Origin of the sequence: Desulfomicrobium baculatum DSM 4028 (genome assembly GCF_000023225.1) — a bacterium.
In the GTDB taxonomy this organism is placed as follows: Bacteria; Desulfobacterota; Desulfovibrionia; order Desulfovibrionales; family Desulfomicrobiaceae; genus Desulfomicrobium; species Desulfomicrobium baculatum.
This window is the reverse complement of sequence record NC_013173.1, coordinates 1440617-1459076: the sequence shown is the minus strand read 5'-3', so window position 1 is coordinate 1459076 and position 18460 is coordinate 1440617. Positions and strand designations below refer to the sequence as shown.

General features: G+C 48.5%; 15 protein-coding genes. 12 read left to right on the top strand and 3 right to left on the bottom strand.

The window, feature by feature from the left end:
* Position 1: 1 nt before the first annotated feature.
* The 8 genes from brxL to DBAC_RS18800 all read left to right on the top strand — a co-directional run bounded on the left by brxL (position 2) and on the right by DBAC_RS18800 (position 8945).
* Positions 2 to 2047, top strand: a complete 2046-nt coding sequence (gene brxL, locus DBAC_RS06630) for a BREX system Lon protease-like protein BrxL (RefSeq protein WP_015773515.1) — start codon at positions 2 to 4, stop codon at positions 2045 to 2047.
* 82 nt (positions 2048 to 2129) lie between these two features.
* Complete coding sequence (locus DBAC_RS06625) at positions 2130 to 2495, top strand: MIT C-terminal domain-containing protein (protein WP_081434376.1); 366 nt, start codon at positions 2130 to 2132, stop codon at positions 2493 to 2495.
* Between the two features lie 397 nt (positions 2496 to 2892).
* Entirely contained in the window at positions 2893 to 3555 is a 663-nt protein-coding gene (locus tag DBAC_RS18805) for a hypothetical protein (protein WP_015773513.1), read from the top strand.
* Positions 3556 to 3626: 71 nt separating this feature from the next.
* Entirely contained in the window at positions 3627 to 4730 is a 1104-nt protein-coding gene (locus tag DBAC_RS06620; RefSeq protein ID WP_015773512.1) for a CBASS cGAMP-activated phospholipase, read from the top strand.
* Positions 4727 to 5764 (top strand): cyclic GMP-AMP synthase DncV-like nucleotidyltransferase, encoded by a 1038-nt coding sequence (locus tag DBAC_RS06615; RefSeq protein WP_015773511.1) that lies wholly within the window; start codon positions 4727 to 4729, stop codon positions 5762 to 5764. The genes DBAC_RS06620 and DBAC_RS06615 overlap by 4 nt, the downstream gene beginning before the upstream one ends.
* The gene (locus tag DBAC_RS06605; protein ID WP_015773510.1) at positions 5757 to 7664 is read left to right on the top strand and encodes a ThiF family adenylyltransferase; all 1908 of its coding nucleotides are present in this window, start codon (positions 5757 to 5759) and stop codon (positions 7662 to 7664) included. The genes DBAC_RS06615 and DBAC_RS06605 overlap by 8 nt, the downstream gene beginning before the upstream one ends.
* Positions 7625 to 8131: a Mov34/MPN/PAD-1 family protein gene (locus DBAC_RS20040; RefSeq protein ID WP_081434373.1), complete on the top strand. Its 507-nt coding sequence runs from the start codon at positions 7625 to 7627 to the stop codon at positions 8129 to 8131. The genes DBAC_RS06605 and DBAC_RS20040 overlap by 40 nt, the downstream gene beginning before the upstream one ends.
* A 379-nt stretch (positions 8132 to 8510) precedes the next feature.
* On the top strand, positions 8511 to 8945 hold the full coding sequence (locus DBAC_RS18800; RefSeq protein ID WP_015773508.1) for a hypothetical protein: 435 nt from the start codon (positions 8511 to 8513) through the stop codon (positions 8943 to 8945).
* 53 nt (positions 8946 to 8998) lie between these two features.
* Here the strand turns inward: DBAC_RS18800 and DBAC_RS19900 are convergent, their stop codons facing one another.
* Positions 8999 to 9130, bottom strand: coding sequence for a hypothetical protein (locus tag DBAC_RS19900; protein ID WP_015773507.1), 132 nt, complete (start codon positions 9128 to 9130; stop codon positions 8999 to 9001).
* Positions 9131 to 9340: 210 nt separating this feature from the next.
* On the opposite strand from DBAC_RS19900, the gene DBAC_RS06595 reads away from it, so the two are divergent.
* From DBAC_RS06595 to DBAC_RS06580, 4 genes are all read left to right on the top strand, one after another.
* Positions 9341 to 9787, top strand: coding sequence for a hypothetical protein (locus tag DBAC_RS06595; RefSeq protein WP_015773505.1), 447 nt, complete (start codon positions 9341 to 9343; stop codon positions 9785 to 9787).
* Positions 9784 to 11022 carry a DUF6361 family protein gene (locus DBAC_RS06590; protein WP_015773504.1) on the top strand — a complete coding sequence of 413 codons (1239 nt, stop codon included), beginning with the start codon at positions 9784 to 9786 and terminating at the stop codon, positions 11020 to 11022. The genes DBAC_RS06595 and DBAC_RS06590 overlap by 4 nt, the downstream gene beginning before the upstream one ends.
* Positions 11023 to 11075: 53 nt before the next feature.
* Entirely contained in the window at positions 11076 to 12827 is a 1752-nt protein-coding gene (locus DBAC_RS06585; protein WP_143890829.1) for a phospholipase D family protein, read from the top strand.
* Between the two features lie 74 nt (positions 12828 to 12901).
* The gene (locus DBAC_RS06580; protein ID WP_167320921.1) at positions 12902 to 16027 is read left to right on the top strand and encodes a DEAD/DEAH box helicase; all 3126 of its coding nucleotides are present in this window, start codon (positions 12902 to 12904) and stop codon (positions 16025 to 16027) included.
* Positions 16028 to 16442: 415 nt separating this feature from the next.
* Here DBAC_RS06580 and DBAC_RS18795 read toward each other — a convergent pair whose 3' ends face one another.
* The gene (locus DBAC_RS18795; protein WP_015773501.1) at positions 16443 to 16952 is read right to left on the bottom strand and encodes a hypothetical protein; all 510 of its coding nucleotides are present in this window, start codon (positions 16950 to 16952) and stop codon (positions 16443 to 16445) included.
* 330 nt (positions 16953 to 17282) lie between these two features.
* Positions 17283 to 18455 carry a PcfJ domain-containing protein gene (locus tag DBAC_RS06575; RefSeq protein ID WP_015773499.1) on the bottom strand — a complete coding sequence of 391 codons (1173 nt, stop codon included), beginning with the start codon at positions 18453 to 18455 and terminating at the stop codon, positions 17283 to 17285.
* Between the last annotated feature and the right edge of the window lie 5 nt (positions 18456 to 18460).

Sequence of the window (18460 nt, the reverse complement as noted above, 5' to 3'; positions counted from 1 at the left end):
TATGAATTTGGACGCAATTGATCGCAAAGCGGCCTCGACGTTTGAAGGTTATCTGGTTCGCAAGGACCTGGTTCGAACCTTCAGCAGACAGTTTCCTGTTCCAACCTATGTCGTAGAATTTTTGCTCGGCAGGTATTGCGCCAGTATCGATCAGGATGAGATCGATGAAGGTCTGGGCATTGTCCAACGGCAACTCCTGGATCGCACCGTCAAGGCTGGCGAGGAAGAACTTTTCAAATCTCGCGCCAGGGAGAAGGGACAGGTCAAAATCATCGACCTTGTATCCGCCCGTCTTGATGCCAAATCCGATTCCTACCTGGCGACCCTGCCTAGCTTAAGGCTCACAGACGCACGCATTGAGGCCGCCGTTGTCAGCAAACACGAGCGCATGCTGACCGGAGGCTTTTACGCTGAGATCACACTTGGCTACGACCCGATAATTGCCCAAGAAAAAACTGGACGCCCTTTCGGAATTGACGGTTTGCGGGAGATCCAACTTTCGAATCGAGATGTCCTGGAGAAACTTGGCGAAGCAAGAGCACAGTTCTCCACCAAGGAGTGGAAGACATTACTTCTGCGCTCAATTGGCATCGAGGATTCCGCGCTGTCGGAACGACAGCAAAATGCCCTCTTTTTGCGTATGGTTCCTTTTGTTGAGCGTAACTTCAATATGGTCGAACTTGGTCCTCGTGGAACCGGCAAAAGTCATCTATTCCAGCAGGTTTCTCCTTATGCCCACTTGATATCCGGTGGAAAGGCTACTGTAGCCAGAATGTTCGTGCATATGGGCACCGGACAAAAAGGGCTTGTTTGCCAATACGATGTCGTCTGCTTTGATGAAATTTCCGGGATATCTTTCGACCAGAAAGACGGCGTAAACATCATGAAGGGCTACATGGAGTCCGGTGAATTCAGCCGTGGAAAGGAGAGTATCAGGGCGGACGGAAGTGTTGTCATGGTAGGCAACTTCGATGTTGACGTGGAACACCAGCAACGGGTCGGCCATCTTTTTGGCCCAATGCCAGCCGAAATGAGGGATGACACTGCCTTCATGGACCGATTGCACGCATTCCTACCAGGCTGGGATGTACCCAAAATCAGCAAGGAGCTGCTAACCAATCATTTCGGATTGGTCAGCGATTTCCTTTCAGAGTGTTGGACCCAACTCCGAAATCAGAGCCGTGTCTCACAGCTTCAAAACAGAGTTTTCTATGGTGGCGCACTGTCAGGTCGGGACACCAATGCCGTGAACAAAACCGTGAGCGGGCTGCTTAAACTTCTTCATCCTGACGGCACACAACAGATTCCAGAGGAAGACATTGAATGGGCGGTCAGAATCGCCATGGAATCTCGAAGACGCGTAAAGGAACAGCAAAAAAGAATCGGTGCCGCCGAATTCCGAAATACCCATTTCAGTTATGTGATGGGGACGGACGGTGTGGAGAAATTCGTTTCAACACCGGAACTTCAAAGCGACAACAGCATCGGAACAGATCCTCTTGAGCCTGGTCAAGTCTGGGCCATCAGCCCGGGTGGTAATGGCGAAAATCCTGGACTCTACCGAATCGAAGTTAACGAAGGACCAGGCTCTGGGCTGAAGGTTCTCAACAAACCTATTCCACCGGCATTCCGGGAAAGCATCGGATGCGCCGAGCAAAATCTCTACTCACGGGCAAGCCAACTGGTCGGAGACAAAGACCCAAGGCACCACGAATTCACAGCTCAACTTAGGGCCTTTGATGCCTCAAAATCAGGAGCCAAGATCGGAGTTGCGGCTCTGGTGGCGTTATGCACTGCCCTGCTCAAAAAAAGCGTGCGGGGCGGGCTTATACTGGTAGGCGAAATTAATCTTGGCGGTTCAATTGAATCAATTCATAATCCAGTAAATATTGCCGAAATAGCAGTGGAAAAAGGAGCGACGTCTCTTTTAATTCCAGTTTCATGTCGAAAGCAATTATTCGATTTATCAGATGATATGGCGACAAAAGTCGATATTCAGTTCTATTCTGACGCTAAAGATGCGTTATTGAAAGCAATTATTGAATAAAAACTATTTAATTCGAATTTTACTTATATTACTATAATTTATCTGTACATAAGGACTCAAAGAGACAGGTGCTTAATGCCCAATTGTCGGGTCATGTCTTTCTGGAACAACTGTTGTGACAGTCGAAGACCCATATATTCGTATTCCTCATCAAATTCAAAACTTTGTACGATTCTGCGAAACGGTTATCAAAGAAGGTACCATTCGTAAAATTTCGCTCATCACGAGTTATGATGATAACAACCGGCACGCTGATATGCACGCCAAGTTGGATGAGCTTAAGCAAAGCTTGCTTGAGATTGATGTTGAATTGGATATTAACTTGAATCCAAAAATTCACGACCGAGAAATCAGATTCAATAACGGATGGGTAATAAAAATTGGTCGAGGCCTTGATTTCTACCAAAAGCCCGGGGGGGGTGGTATGAGCTTGGTGCCACTGATTTAAGATTGAGAAAGTGTTTGGAGACGAAGGTCGATATTTATCGAAATTCCAAGACATGATTCTCCAGAAAATATAATACAATTTATATATCATAATAATGCCTATTCGCTAGCTATGGAATAATTGATATACTTATCTTCTTGATCGGCTTCACCCCAAATTTCTTTGATGTTGAAATTGGAATAGTTCAATCAACATTTACTTCGAAATTTGACATAGGAGCAACAAAGATGACTGAATTAACGTTACTAATGGCGGGAACAGCACTTCTGGGGCAGCATAGACCATCATTATAGCGTGTATATTGAGGAAGCCATAGCAAATTGCATAGGAGAAGTGCTGGAGGGGAGACATCTCCCCTCCATGCCCCGCCAACTTTTTATCAAGAATAACACACACAATGCCAGATAATAATTACGATACTGCGATCCCAGGTATCACATTCGAAGAAGTTTATAACAGATTAATTGATGCCAAAGTTATAAGAAACTACTCAGCACTTGCAAGGATATTAGAATGTAATCGGTCAAATATCACCCCAGCGCTGAAAAAAAATCACATACCATCTGGATGGAAAAAAAGATTCGAGGATAAGGGATTTAACTTTGACTGGATCGCATATGGAATTGGAGAGAAATACGACTCATTTCATATTTCTCTATATAACAACATCGTCCTTATTAATAACATTTCAAAAATAACTAATGACGGAAGGCCGATCATCAGTGACATCAATCCCCGAATTCCTCTTACAAAACATTTTATGGAAACGAATAAATTAACACCCAAAAACACTGGCTATTGGGTCCATGAAAAAAAAGACTCAATTTCATACTTAAAAAATGGCGACATAGTCATTGTCGACTTTACCAATAAAACACTCGAAGCTAACAAAACATTTCTTATCCGAACACATGATGGACAATGGGATATTTACAAAATAGAAAAAAAGTCCTCTACTAGATCATTTTTCCAAAATAAAGAACAGAGCAGGCTAAACTACGTATTCAATTTAGAAGCAATCGTTTGTGGCCAGTGCGTGTCAGGATTTATAAATCTTTAATGATTAAATGACTACTCTAGGCCACTGATCGTCCGAATTTTTAGAGTTGTCATAAAATACGAGGTTTCACGGTGTGTTCGCCAGAGGATAAAGCAATACCGTTTCGAGTCCTGACCATAGATGGCGGTGGAATACGCGGCCTGTACACTGCCGCATTGCTAAAAGACATAATGGACCACTATGCACTGTTAAGGGGCGTGAAAAGTGGCCTCGACATCGGCACCGGCTTCGACCTGATTGCCGGGACGAGCACCGGAGGCATACTGGCCTGCGCATTGGCAAAGGGGCTTCACCCTAATGCTGTGGTCTCTCTTTACCGCGAACACGGTCCTTCGATTTTTCCAAGTCCAGCACCCTCTGGTCTGGGGTGGCTTCTGGCTTGGGCCATTAAGCACAGTATATCCTCGTCCGCGAATAACTTAGCCCTAAAGGCCAGACTCGAAGAGGTGTTTGGTCACACGACATTGGCAGACCTCTACAAGGAACGGAGAGTTGCTCTATGCATCCCTGCGGTCCACGCGGGGACCTCAACTAGTAAAGTTTTCAAAACACCTCATGACCCGACATACACCATTGACTGTCTTTTTAAGCTTTCTGATGTCTGCCTAGCGACGAGTGCCGCGCCGATTATCTTCCCGATTGCCGAGATACAAGACCCTCAAAATGAGAGTCGCGAGTGTTTTTTTATCGACGGCGGCCTATGGGCGAACAATCCTGTTTTGGTGGGCCTCATCGAGGCCCTTCATATCAATGAACTAAATGGCGATCACGATCGGCCTATAGAGGTCTTTTCCGTTGGCACATGTTCGCCAGCAAGCGGAGACGACATTGCGAATCCCGATAGAGGAGTGCTCGCTTGGCACGTCGGCTTAAAGCCTCTGAGCCTGTCCATTGATGCCCAGGCCACAGGACACAGTTTTATGGCCACGCACATTGCAAGATATTTAAAATGTGAAGCCACCATTGTCCGCCTTCCATGTTCGTCTCCTTCCTCAAAAGAGGCCAAACACCTTACACTGGACAATCCTTCACAAAAGGCCGTCCGTGCTCTTCTAAACAGGGCCAGACATGATTCGCAGGAGGTACTTAGAAAAATCAAAAACGGAGACGAGGATCTTTGTCGTTTAGGCCGGGTTTTCGAGATAATGAAGCCTTTTGAGGAGGTATATCAATGACCACTATAAATACTCATGCTGAATTGTTTGCGTTTTATGGGGGCGAGGTCAAACTGCCTGAAGATAAAAGGAAGGAGATGAAGGAGCGTCGTAAGACAAACCGTAATCGCTTGAAGAATGGCTTGATAAAGAACATGATGCCTACGCCCACACATCATCTGATTCAGGGATCCTACGCGATGTACACAATGGTCCAGCGTCCTGACGATGACTACGACATCGATGACGGGGCCTGCTTCTCCCGTGACGACCTAAAAGGTGCCCAGGGCGCGGACAAGACGGCGTTGGCAGCTCGCCAGATGGTCCGCGATGCCATTGACGATGGAAGTTTCAAGAAAAAGCCCGAGTGTCTCCCAAAGTGCGTCCGCGTACACTACGCAGCTGGCTACCACGTCGACATTCCGGTATATCGAGAGTGGACCGATGACGACGGCACCGAACACCGCGAACTGGCCGCCGCAGACTGGATTGAGTCGAATCCGCAGATCATAACCAACTGGTTCAAGAAGGTGGTCCCCGAAAAAAGCCCGGAAGACAATCAACCCTACCAGATGCGTAGACTTGTGTGCCTGCTCAAAGCTTGGTCATCTAGTCGGGCGTCGTGGAACCTTCCCAGCGGTTTGATCTTCTCCGTCTTGGTCGACGAACTGTACGTTCCCCGGCGCGACCGTGACGACAATGCGTTTCATGCTCTTTTGAAGGCCCTCAAGTGCCGCCTGGACAGAGGAGACAAGACCGCCCAGCACCCCGCCCCCGATCTCGATGAGGATTTCGCGTCCGGACGCGAGGCCAAGATGGACAATTTGCAGGCCAAGCTCAACGAGTGGCTCCCGAAGCTCGAAATCCTTGACGACCCCGACTGCACTAAAAATCAAGCACTAGACGCATGGAATAAGTTCTTTAACACGCACTACTTCGATCAGTACATTGAGGATGAAGAGGAAGACAATCCCGAGAATCGCAATTGCTTCGTCGCGACGGGGGGGATACCCAAGAAGGCCGTAGACAAGGGTGGAGACACCACCTTTGGCTAAAGGCTCCTTTTTACCTTTTTTCCCAGAAATCTACTATAAGGCTGCGGGAGGTATCGGACGACACCTAAACCGGCTTGTCGGCGACATTGAAGAGCTCTCCCTCGTGGAAATCCAAGAGCGCACCTCCACCAAAGGAGTATTCGCAAAAGGTTGGTCTTTCCCTTTTAATGTTGATGACCATAAAGTTATCCTTGGAATCTTCCTGCGGAACTGTTTTCCTCTGTCTCCTCCCGACGTCTACCTCCTTGAACCTCATGAGAAGATGGCCATACAGTATCCTCACGTCGAGCTCAGTGGCAGACTGTGTCTTCTGGGACCGCAGGACAATGCATATCCTGCTCTGAACGACGCAATGTGCCGCGACCTTTGCGACCATCTTCTAGCCGCCACGGCGGTTCTTCTACGTGACAATTTTTCGAGGAAAAACGCGGATCATTTTGTACAAGAATTTCTTAGCTATTGGGCCAATTTTTGTAGATTGAAGCAAACGCCTATGAAACCTCGCTGGTCTCTTCTTAAAATATCCATAAAGCGATCCCGGGTCGTATCCCATCTAACACTCACCGGAGACAAGAAAGCAGGTTACCTCCTCGCTGAAAATCAAGAGGATGGGGTGGCTTGGGCCAAGAACGTCTTTGGTCCCGACGTTAAGGTGTATACACAACCCGCAGCGTTTCTTTGGCTGAAAGAAGGGCTCATGCCGGGTTTATACCCATTGAGAAACAAGCACCTCCGTGCGCTCCTTTCGTTGGCGGACGATGCTGCCGCGGAGGTGCTCCTTGCATGCACTCCTACAAAACGCCAGAAGGCCATTAGGAAGGTGGCAAAAGGCCGCCGCAACGACCTACCGATTTGCTTTGGGTTCGATACGGAACACGGACCAGCTCTCGCCGGATTGCTTGCGCTTCCACCATCCAGAAATCAAGGTCCAAAGACTTCTTCAGGTTATTGGCAGCCCGGTATGAGTAATCTGATCCAGAGACAGTTTTTCGGCCTTGGTGGCGAGATATTGCCGTTCAATATCACACGCGTCGATGGCGATTGGCTCGGATTCCGAGGAGGGGACGATTCCGCATCGGAAAAGAAGCAGGTACTAAGCGAATCCCATGTGGTCTTGATCGGCGCGGGATCCCTCGGGAGTCGGGTGGCGGAGATGCTGTGCGCGGCGGGCGTTGGCCAACTTACGATCCTGGACCATGATGACATGGAGGCAGGAAATATCGGTCGCCATTTGCTGGGAGTTGACACCATACGCGGGAACAAGGCCAGGGAGACGAGCCGAGCACTCCTCCGACGTTTTCCGCATCTGTCACTTAATGGGATCCCCTTGAAGTGGGAAGAGGCCCTGAACATCCCGAAGCACAAAGAAGAGCTTCTTGGGGCAGATTTGATCCTGTCCACAACCGGCGAACTTCAGTCGAATTTATTCCTGAATCGTGTTTTGGTATCGTATAGTAGGAAGAGACCCGTGCCTGATACAATTTTCGCATGGGCAGAGGCTTACTGTTGTGCGGGGAAGGCAGTGCTTGTGGATTTTGCTTCCGGATGCTTGGAGTGCGGCATAGAAGTGGGGCGTACAGTTAAAAGCGAAGCGTGTACATTCCCTCGCGAAAGACTCCTTAAGACTTTGGTCCCGGCCTGCGGAGATTCATTCATGCCGTATGGTGCTTTGGAGATGAATCCTATCGCATCCATGACTGCCAAATTTTCTATTGAGGTGCTTCTCGGTGAGGTCGAATCACCCAGCCAGCGCGTGTACGTTGCTGCAGCCAGCATAATCAGCGCTCACGATGGTCGTGAATCCGACTGGGCTGCCGATTTTCTTCCCCCTAGGCACGAAGGGACCTTCTTTACAGCCCCATGGGATCAGGACAAGGGTTGCCACGTATGCAGGAGTTGACCTTTACGGCCCAGGGGTCCAGCCTAGTTGTCACCCTCACTCCGAACGTCCTTGCCCACTTTGAAGCGAACGCGCAGCGAGGGGGGCGCAGTGAGGCAGGCGGGCAACTGTTCGGGACATTCCCCGCCCCGAACATTATGAAGGTAGAGAAGGCGACCGGACCGGTATCTGCCTATCGAAGATTCTGGAACAGGATCATTTTAAACCAACGGGCTGATCAGAGGGAGATCAATGCCGAATTCGAAAAGGGGCTGCACTACTTGGGTGATTGGCATACGCATCCGGCGACTATTCCCACCCCCTCGCCAATGGACTACCAGACTTTCCAAAGTCGCTTCCAGAAGTCGACCCATGAACTCCACGCGATGCTCATGGTGATCGTGGGTACAAATCCCTTCCCAGGGGGACTGTGGGTTGGCCTGCAAAATAATAGTATATCAACAAAACTAGTGTTACCGTATAGTTAGATTTTCTTATGTTTGTTTTGTATGATTCCCAGTAGCATGCCAGTCCTAAGATAAAAATGGAGGATCTCGCTTGGAGTTCGTCAATGTCAGCGCCTTTTCTGGCAGCTCGGTTTTCGACTCCGCAATCCTCGGCCGACGATAGCGCACGCTGATCCAGCCCCGCAGGCGAAATATCAAAAACTGCTGAGATTTTTGAAGAATAAACGGATCGATATTTGGGCGTTGCACGAGGTCACGTCCGAGCCACAGGGACTGAGGCGCCACATGTCTTTATGTAGCATGTACCAGCTCAAGAGATCACCTTCTTGTCACAAGCACTGGCCCTGCTTTGGATTTTTTGGATACTTGAAATTCAATTAAATTTGCCAATGAGGTAATTTTGGAATCTTTAAAAAATGTAAAAAACATCATTCTTGAATGCCCACATTGTAAAACTGAAAACAAAATACACCTTGAAAACACAAATTGCGAAAAATGTGATAAATCATTTTCCGGAACAAAATTTAAAAAAGCAGCAGCATCAATATTAATGACAAGCATGCTAGTATCGTCTGGATTATTTGGATACAAACAATACCAAAAAAACTCTCATAGATATCCAATAAGCGTAGAATACTCAATAATTGACAAATGCGTTTCAGGCTCTGGCTATTTAATTCCAAGAGAATATGTCAGCCATAAATTAAAAATATGCGTGTATTCTCTTGAGAAATCGCAAGAAAATATCAGCTATTCTGAGTATTCTGGTGACACAGCACAATTTGCTAATGAATTTCAAAAACACGCGTATGAAGCATCAAAATTTTTACAATAAATATCAGCAAGGGGTTATCAGCACGCACTGGCAACCCCTCAATAGAAAAAACCCTATTCATCATCTCCTAAATATGAATCATTATTAGGATTATGTGCATCAGACCAATCGTCCATATCAGCGTCATTGTTTGGATTATTGATGTCTGACCAAAGATCAAGTTCAGATTGGCTCATATTCGACATTTGTGACTCCTATTTCTACTGATTTTGATTTGGATTGAGTTGCTTCCCACGGTTACCGTGTACCTGATCATGCTGACGATTTGTCCCCGAAGTGCCCTTGTTGGGATTGGGCATATTCGAACTGTTGTCTTTGGGCTTAATGGGATTGGATGACTTCTTGGACTTAGACATAAACACCTCCTAGGTTGAATGATTTCGATGGAGAGATCTATGCCACGCGTCATTGGGAAAAATGGGGAAAAAACCGATTTTTCAGATGAAATTTTTGAAATGCAAAGGCTTATTCAAACTCACCTCGCCTGTATGGGCTGGTCCGTTAGGCAATTTGCGGATCGCTATTGTTATGACAACAATAACTATGAGATTGGCGACACAGATCACACAAATTGTATTGAAAAAATCAAAAAACAGCTGACATTAAAATGTAAAACACAGAAAATACTCGGCGAATTAAATAAATTTATAAATTATATCGAGGAATCTGAAGAATTTGAAAAACTTAACAAGATTAGATTAAAATCTATAACCCATGGCATACTAGACGAAGAATTAGAAAATAAGATGAAATTGATATCAATATTTATCGACAAAAATATCGTTGAAAAATCTCATTTGGACGTAGGGAAATCTTATATAAAACTCGCAAAAAAAATATGACAGCATCCCTTACCTGGCTCGACCACGACAGCGCAGCATATGAGCGCAGCTTAAGACTACTGGCGCTGTTCAAAGAAAAGGAATCTCGCGACGAACTCGGCATTGGCGCTATACGCGATGCCATCGCCGATCGCCTTTTTCCTGGCACATCCACCATCCAGACTCGCTTGCGGTATATGTGTTTCATTCCGTGGATATACGCAGGGTTGGAAAAACATCGAGTGCCGGCCAACGAAATGCTGAGCAAAGGACGTGAGGCCGAGGCACGGCTCATGGTCGAATTAGGGAAGACGGAAAAAACGGGAGTCATCGGCCGCGAAGCCGGAGCTACCCTGAAGCGTCTTCCTAGCTCCATTTATTGGTCCGGTATGGGAGCATGGGGACTACGTCGATTCCAGAGCTCGCAGCAAGAATACCATCGTAGCGTTGAAAAATTATATGCTCTCCGCAAGTCTCGCACCCGTCGTGACGACGGTGAATGGCTGGATGAACAGAGTCATGACACCTGGTATGCGCACCTTCTGAGGTTGAAACCGTCTAACTTCCCGACCGGTATGGATTTCAATCTCACCAAGCAGGAAGCAAGCCTGTTGGTGGAATGCCTTCAGAGGCATCAACGCGACTCCCTGCTGGCTTGGCTGGCCAGAAGCGCGGAGACGCTTACGGACAGAGTCGCTTGTGACTTCCCTTGGCAGCACCCGAAGTATGAGACATTTCCTCTGGCTCACCGGAATTGCCTGTACCAAGGACGTATCTTCTCGTTTCTCCATAAGGGCGCGGCCCTGCTCTACAACCTACAGTTGGCAGAATTATACGCTGAGCTTGTGACAACAGGCGGAAGTGCTCCTTCGTCATCTGAAATCAATCCGGAAAAATACCGCGAGGCGTTGAAGGACTGGACGAATGACTCGGAGTTTCATCAACTTGCCGTTTGGTCACCTACCTCCTTATGGCCGGAAGTCGTAGCCCAAGGGCATTCTATCAATGGCCAGACCCGGACTTTTGTTGAGCAATGGTGGCAAATCGTTCTCCACAATGGAGCTTCAGTGTCAGATTCCAAAGATGCTAGAAATTTGATCAGGATGCGCGAAAAACGTAAAGGTCCTCAGTCCCGTTTTGTCAATCGCAACGCCCTTAAACAATGGGGCGGATCAGCCGGTACCGCTCGACTTGTCTATCGCTGGCCCACGGCCCAAACTTTTATCAACGATCTCCAAAAAGCGTTTCATTCATGATTCCACCGCATACCCGCAGCCAACTCAGCGACGCACTGACTCCACCAGCGGGAATGCGTTTCGCCATGGGCGTTGTGACCACGTATTCCCTTGACCCGACCATTCTCCTATCCATCCCGCTACACTTGGCTTGGCTTGGCTTGGGTGACAGTCAGGATCCGCTGACAGATCCCATTCGTCTTGTTGAAGCCTTGCGCCGAGTAGCCAGCAGACTGACTGTCTTTTCTGAACGCGGCCGTATGCAAGCCCCCGACCGTCCGCATCCACTCTATGGTCTGCTAGAAGGGATGATCCATGAATCCGTGGCGCCACACGGAGGAGCTTTTCATGCCAAACTTTGGTTGTTGCGCTTTGTTGCCAATGAAGGAAAAGACTCGCCGCTTCTGCGTCTGGTCGTTCCTTCACGCAACCTTACCTCCGACAGATCCTGGGATCTGTGTCTACAAATGGAGGGAAAACCGGAACGCGGGATAATGGAGGCAAACAAACCATTGTCCGGTTTCATTGCCACCTTGCCGAAGTTTACCTCCAAGTCACTGACGGAAGAACGTACAGCCGAACTTGGAGTCCTGTCGCGCGAGGTCAGCCGCTGCCGCTGGGATTTGCCAAAAGACTTCAACGAGGCACGGTTCCATGTTCTGGGGACAGGCAGGCGACCAACGGGCTGGCTGCCTGAACGATCCGAGGAGATGGGAGTCATCTCGCCCTTTCTCGGAGAACAGGCCCTAAAAGCCTTGCAGAAATTGACGGATAAGCCCGTCTTCGTTCTCTCGCGGGGCGAGGAAATGGACCGGATACCGAGCGTCCTCAGTAGCTTCGAACGTTGCCTCACTTTGAATTCTCAGGCTGAGGTCAGCGACGTGGAGGACGTTCGGCTGGGGCAACTGCAAGGGCTGCATGCCAAGGCATACGTTCTGAAGAAAGGCTGGGACACCCATCTTGTCATCGGCTCAGCCAACGCCACGGACGCCGCCCTGGTCCGAGGGATCAATGTTGAGATTCTTGTCGAACTCATCGGTCGCTACAGCAAGATCGGTCGCCCAGAATCTTGGATTTCGGGCGAAAAGAGTCTGCAAAAAATTCTCATCGACTACACCCCGCCCAAATCTCCATTGGAAGGAGGTCCCACGCCGGATGCCATCAAGTTGGAAACAATGGCCACGAATCTCTCCAAAATGGAGTTGGAACTACACTGCGCATTCGAAACCGATGGTTGGACTCTGACCCTGCACTCTACGAGCGTGTTCAAACTGGATGACATCACCATGGACGTCCGGCCGCTTTCCATCGCCCAAGAACGTGCCATAACTGTGTCAGGTCTAGATCCTGCGCAACCGGTGGATTTTGGAATCTTGGCAGCCGCGGAAATCACTTCTCTGACAGCATTCAGGCTGCGACTGGGTGAAGAAGAAGCTTGTTTTGCTCTTGATCTGCCTCTGCATGGAGGGCCAGAAGACCGGGACCAGGCTATACTGCGCTCCATCCTTCGAAATCGTGAGGCCTTCGTGCGATATCTGCTACTCCTGCTGGCAGACTGGGGCCAGTTGCAAACCATCCCTACCTCCACAATGGGCAACATTATCGGACTTGGCTCATGGGGTAGCGAGAGTTTGACCGATATCCCGCTGTTCGAAATGCTTGCTCAGGCTTGGGCCAGGGAGCCAGAGCGACTTGACGAGGTGGCCGCCATGGTCGAGCGCCTCCACGATGCTACCGGCGAGCATGGCGAGCCAATACTTCCTGAAGATTTTTTGGAAGTCTGGAGAGTGTTCAAGACAGCCATGGCCAATGAGGCTGCCTCATGACGCTTGCCCCCCCCCCTGCTCTGACAGGCCTCAAGGACTTTCAGCGCCGCACTGTGGAGTACGTATTTCGGCGAATGTACCAGGAACAGGAGCCAGCGCGACGTTTTCTGGTGGCAGACGAAGTCGGCTTAGGGAAGACCCTGGTGGCCCGCGGTCTCATTGCCTCCATTGTCGACCACTTGAAAGCCAAAGGAGTGGAACGGATCGATGTGATTTACATCTGTTCCAATGCAGACATCGCCCGGCAAAATGTAAGTCGATTGAACATCACTGGCCGGTCGGCCTTCTTCTGTCCTGAGCGATTGACTCTGTTACCAACTCGTGTCCGTGACCTCCAAACTAATTCCCTTAATTTCATCAGCTTCACCCCTGGTACGACCTTCAATCATGGGCATCGGACCGGAACGAAACGAGAGCGTCATCTCATTTACCAGATGCTCCGCTCGCGCCTTCATGTTTCACCCAATGGACTCGCTCGTCTGCTGCAGGGCAACGCAGGAGATGGCTGGCGAACTGAAGTTAATTCAGATCTGGACTTCGATAATGGCATTGCTGACACATTTTATAGCGCTATTTGTGCATCTTCAACCATAAGTAGGGAGATTATTGAACTTTGTGCCATCTACCACGATGGCCGGCGAAGCATCCATGATGAGCAGCGGCAGCGTTGTCTTCAGCTCGTCGGAAACCTCCGCCGGCTTCTGGCAAAGAGTTGTCTAGACGCATTGAGGCCGAATTTAGTCATTCTCGACGAGTTTCAACGGTTCAAAGACCTGCTTGGCGATCCGGAAGAAAATCCGGTTGCTGAACTTGCCCAGGAGCTGTTCAACTATCCCAACCCCGATCTGCGCGTTCTGCTCCTGTCGGCTACCCCTTACAAAATGTTCGCCCGGGATGACGAAGAGGAAGACCATTACCGGGACTTCCTGCAGACAATGGGCTTTCTTTTAGACAGCCCGGCTTCACTAGCTAGGTTGGAGGAGGATCTCCGAATGTTCCGCCGCGCTCTGCAGGCGGCCGGGAATGAGGACGATTTTGAGGGGCTAGCGACGATCAAAAACAGCGTGGAGGGGTGTCTGCGTCGGGTGATGTGCCGTACGGAAAGGATTTGCGCCACCACCAGACGTGACGCCATGGTCGTCGAGAAGCGGCCCACTCTACCGCTGGCGGCAGGCGATTTGGCCGACCTGCGCCTAGTCGATGCGGTAGGTCGCGAAGTGGGAAATCCCGATACGCTCGAATACTGGAAGTCCAGTCCGTACCTGCTCAATTTCATGAAGGACTACAAACTCAAGCAAAAACTGCGCGAGCGGCTGACCACGAGAGGTACGGAAACAAACAGCATTCTTGAGATCCTCCGCAATCATCCCCAAGGGCTACTCGACAAGAAACGATTCGCAGCCTACGCAGCGCTAGAGCCAGCAAACGCCCGCCTACGACTGCTCTTCCAAGAAGTCGTCGATTCAGGGCTGTGGCGGTTGCTTTGGCTGCCTCCATCACTACCGTACTGGCGGCCAGAAGGCGCCTTTGCCTTCGTACGCCAAGCCACCAAGACCCTAATATTCTCTGGCTGGAACGTGGTTCCTGATGCTATCGCCACCATGCTTTCTTACGAAGTGGAACGACTGATGGTCCGCGAAGCGGGCCGGAAGGTCGCTTATGATAATCTTGCAAAAAGATTCCAGATTAACCTGCGTTTGAAAGGTGATCCCGCCAAGCCACAGTTTGCTTTTCGCAACCAAGCCAGTCACATGACCTTGGCTCTCCTCTTTCCGTCTACAACCCTGGCCGCTCTAGCCGATCCGCTGGAACTTGCCAGCACCACCGGTAAGTGTCCACTTCTAGCCGAAGTCCGTGCCATAGTGGCACAAAGAATCCGCGAACGGCTAGAGCCGCTTGTTCCCAGTGGCTTGGAAGACGCGGAGCCTGACTCCGATTGGTACTGGCGGGCGATCATTTTCCTGGAGCGAGACAATTCGCACCTCTTCCGCGACTGGTGCGCAACACATTGGTCCTCAGCGCGTACCGGCAATTTCGAGGATGAGGGTCCTGACGAGTCAGATAGATTTGGGCGCTTCCTTCAGAGTTGGCTGCGAACATGGGACGGCGTCGAGAACTGTACAGGCCGACCGCCGGACGACCTCTGCGAAATTTTGGCCGATATCGCTCTGGCAGGACCTGCTGTTTGTGCACTGCGCGCCCTTCATCGGGCAAGTCCCGGACTCAAGCTCGATGATTTGACCTTGCGGAATTCTGCCGTCTTCGTAGCCAAGGGCCTGTGCAAGCAGTTCAATTCCCCAGAGGCCACGGCTCTCGTCAAAGGCAAGAAAAAAGCCTCAAATTTCTGGCAGCAAGTACTGACCTACTGCGCTGAAGGCAACCTCCAGGCCTTACTTGACGAGCAGGTCCATGTTCTGCGCGAATCATTGGGACTTCTCGATTCGACAGACGAGCAAACAGCCAAAGGCATCGCCGAGGAACTTCATACCGCTCTATCCATCCGCACATCGACCCTCCGACCCGATGAAATCCGTGTGCGTCGAGACAGAGCTGTCATCGACCATTTCCCCATCCGCTGCCACTATGCCATGCGTTTTGGCGAACGCGAAGAGGACAAGTCTGTAGCCCGTAAGGAAGCTGTTCGCTCAGCGTTCAATTCTCCGTTTCGCCCCTTCGTGTTGGCATCTACCTCAGTAGGCCAGGAAGGGTTGGATTTCCATGTCTGGTGCCATTCAGTAGTGCACTGGAACCTGCCGGCCAACCCGGTAGACTTGGAACAGCGAGAGGGTCGCGTTCACCGCTACAAAGGTCACGCGGTTCGCAAGAATGTTGCCGATGCTTTCGGCCTCAATGCCCTGGCAGGTACCTCGACACTTGGCAAAGACCCCTGGCGCATTCTCTTCGAACAGGCTCATGCCACACGGAATGACGGCTGCAACGACCTCGTCCCCTACTGGATCTTCGAAACCGAAGGCGGCGCTAAAGTAGAAAGACGCATTTTGGCCATACCATACAGTCGCGACGAAGGACGCTATCGCCGCTTACAACGCAGCCTTGCCCTCTACCGTATGGTCTTCGGACAGCCGAGGCAGGAGGACCTACTGGAGTATCTTATTAGCCAATTTGGCCCGGACCAAGCCTCGCATATTGCTGAACGTTGGAGCATTCGGCTAGAACCGCCCGGACCGCCACAACGTTGAGCTAATCAGTATTCATACAAATGCAACAAATCGAATATAGTAATCATATAATCTTCAAGTCGACGCTTTTACAAGACCTTATCTTGCAACTAAAATTCAACGCAAGTTACTAAAATAGTCTGTCCTGAAAAACAGAAGAATCTAATGAAATAGATTAAAATTAACTCGTTTATTATGCACTCTTTATAATCTGTAATCCAATAAAAATTCATTTTTGTTATAGATCAGTTTTAGGTTACCAACGTTGACCGTGACCTAAACCCAGCACCTTGAGTTTATGATCTATACCTGTTAAATAAATGTTTATTCCGGCCGCAACTAAAAACCGAATTGCTGAGATTATTTAATAAAATTTTGATAATGAATACGAAAATGAATACAATGCTATACGAGATATAAAAAGAAAAACTAAAAATTACTCTTCATCCTGCCATTCTTGATCAGGCTCTTCTGTCACAAATAGACGTTTAACTGGATCAGCAATTACCCTTTCGGCAAAATAGGGGACAGGCAGACCGTGCGAGATATAGCATTTTACTAACTCTTGAATAAAAACAAACGTAAAAAATGGACCATAATGAGAAACAAATAAATCAACATCAGAACTTTGAAATCTATTAATTTGTTTATTATTAAATATGTATTCATTTGAAAAATCTCTCCACTCTTTTGGAACAGGGCTGGTAAAAATTTTCTTCATTAATCTCTTTGGTATATTACGCATTACATCCTTAAATTTATCTTTAATTACTTCGAAAATTATTTCACTAGACTCATCACCATTAAGTCCAACTGATTTTATCAGCTCATCAGTTTCAAATGTTAATTTTTTATTACACCCAAACTCAACATAGTGAATTTCAAACACATCATTACAAGATTCGACATGAGAAAAAATACCTTTTTTACTATAATAATACAACATAAACTACCCCTAAAAATTAAAACTTACAAAGATAATACATTTTCCACAAATAAAAATTCCTATATTTACAATTCAATACAAAATATAGACACCTTGAATCAAAAAAACAATCATCCATACTACATGCATAGTCAATGAAATAAGCATATAATTCGAATATTAAGAAAATGCAATACAACTTATCCACATTCATTATCAGGTGATGCAGTTTGATAATAAATTTAGTACCGCTTAATTCAATTTTTTCATCATATACAATTATGCTCAACATGTATCATCATTATTTCTTCTTAAATTATACATTCACTATTTTTAATATTATTCCAAATATCAAATACTTATCCAAGCATTCAATATCTCCCACGTCTCTTCAGAAGCCTTCCCATTCCTACACAATTTAACCTGCTCAATCGAAAAACTCCCATCAGCAGACCTCTGCACCGCCATAGTCGCCCTCTCCGGCGCGTGGACGCGATAAATAAAAACATCCCCTCGCAATGCCTGGTAGACAAATTCTCCAGCGCAATGCCTCATCACCAGCCCTTCTTCAAGCAAATCGCCAACATTGCTTATATATTCGATATCTTTTGTCTCTTTAAGTGGCGACGGCGGAAAGAGTTCACCATAGTGGGCAATAATAGTTTCTCTTTCTTTTATGCTTAAATCCCTGGCGATTTTATCATGCAGGTCACGGATCTGAAATGCGCTTTTCATGGCGAAAACCTGCTGCTCCGGATTTTCGCACTCGAGCATTTTGCACATCATGCGGATACCGCGAATATCACGACAGACCTTGTACAAATACCGAAAGGCATCCCGGCAGCTGCCAGCCGCCAGGCAGTCCTTGGCGCATCCAAGATCCATCACGTACCGTTGGGTGTAAAACACCTTCAGCACGGGCCAGTTGATCTGCCGATAATGACGCACCCTTTTCAAAAACTCTCCATCGTTAAGAATGCGGCGCAGCAGCTCAAGATCTTTGAATAAATAACCGAACTCACAGATTTTCGACAAAAACTTCAGATGCGATCTGCTTGAAGCCGAGCAAAATGATTCCAAGATCGAAACGCGGCGACGGGCATAAAGTCTCCTGACATCGGCCTTGGACGGAGCCGGACCGAGCATGTTTGATGCCAGCCAAAAGAGGATTGGCTCGGAGTCAGCCATCTCCGCGCTTTCAGGAAACTGGCCGATCACATGCAGAAGTCTGCATTGCAGCGAACTGAACTGACGCAGCACCTTGGTCACGTCTGCGGGCAGGGCGTCATGGTATGCTCGCACCGGGTGCGTTGGTTCAAGATCGCTGACATCGTCGGAAACAATGGGGAAGTCGAAGGCGTCGTCGTTTCTTTTCCAGCGGCCCCCTTCCATGAGTTCCACTCCCCCTCCCTCGTTCCAGGATCGTAGCCGGACCTGGAATCCTCCTTCGGAAGCCAGACCCAAAATGACGGTCAGTCGCTGCGAGGCTGGATCAAATTCGCAATATTCGGGATCAATGATCATGGCGC

What these genes read in the sequence shown, in the direction of transcription:
- DBAC_RS06595 (WP_015773505.1), top strand. Translation starts at nt 9,341, where the DNA reads ATGCCACGCGTCATTGGGAAAAATGGGGAAAAAACCGATTTTTCAGAT.
- DBAC_RS18805 (WP_015773513.1), top strand. Translation starts at nt 2,893, where the DNA reads ATGCCAGATAATAATTACGATACTGCGATCCCAGGTATCACATTCGAA.
- DBAC_RS06615 (WP_015773511.1), top strand. Translation starts at nt 4,727, where the DNA reads ATGACCACTATAAATACTCATGCTGAATTGTTTGCGTTTTATGGGGGC.
- DBAC_RS18795 (WP_015773501.1), bottom strand. Translation starts at nt 16,952, where the DNA reads ATGTTGTATTATTATAGTAAAAAAGGTATTTTTTCTCATGTCGAATCT.
- brxL (WP_015773515.1), top strand. Translation starts at nt 2, where the DNA reads ATGAATTTGGACGCAATTGATCGCAAAGCGGCCTCGACGTTTGAAGGT.
- DBAC_RS19900 (WP_015773507.1), bottom strand. Translation starts at nt 9,130, where the DNA reads ATGTCGAATATGAGCCAATCTGAACTTGATCTTTGGTCAGACATCAAT.
- DBAC_RS06585 (WP_143890829.1), top strand. Translation starts at nt 11,076, where the DNA reads ATGCGTTTCGCCATGGGCGTTGTGACCACGTATTCCCTTGACCCGACC.
- DBAC_RS20040 (WP_081434373.1), top strand. Translation starts at nt 7,625, where the DNA reads ATGGGATCAGGACAAGGGTTGCCACGTATGCAGGAGTTGACCTTTACG.
- DBAC_RS06575 (WP_015773499.1), bottom strand. Translation starts at nt 18,455, where the DNA reads ATGATCATTGATCCCGAATATTGCGAATTTGATCCAGCCTCGCAGCGA.
- DBAC_RS06580 (WP_167320921.1), top strand. Translation starts at nt 12,902, where the DNA reads ATGTACCAGGAACAGGAGCCAGCGCGACGTTTTCTGGTGGCAGACGAA.
- DBAC_RS06590 (WP_015773504.1), top strand. Translation starts at nt 9,784, where the DNA reads ATGACAGCATCCCTTACCTGGCTCGACCACGACAGCGCAGCATATGAG.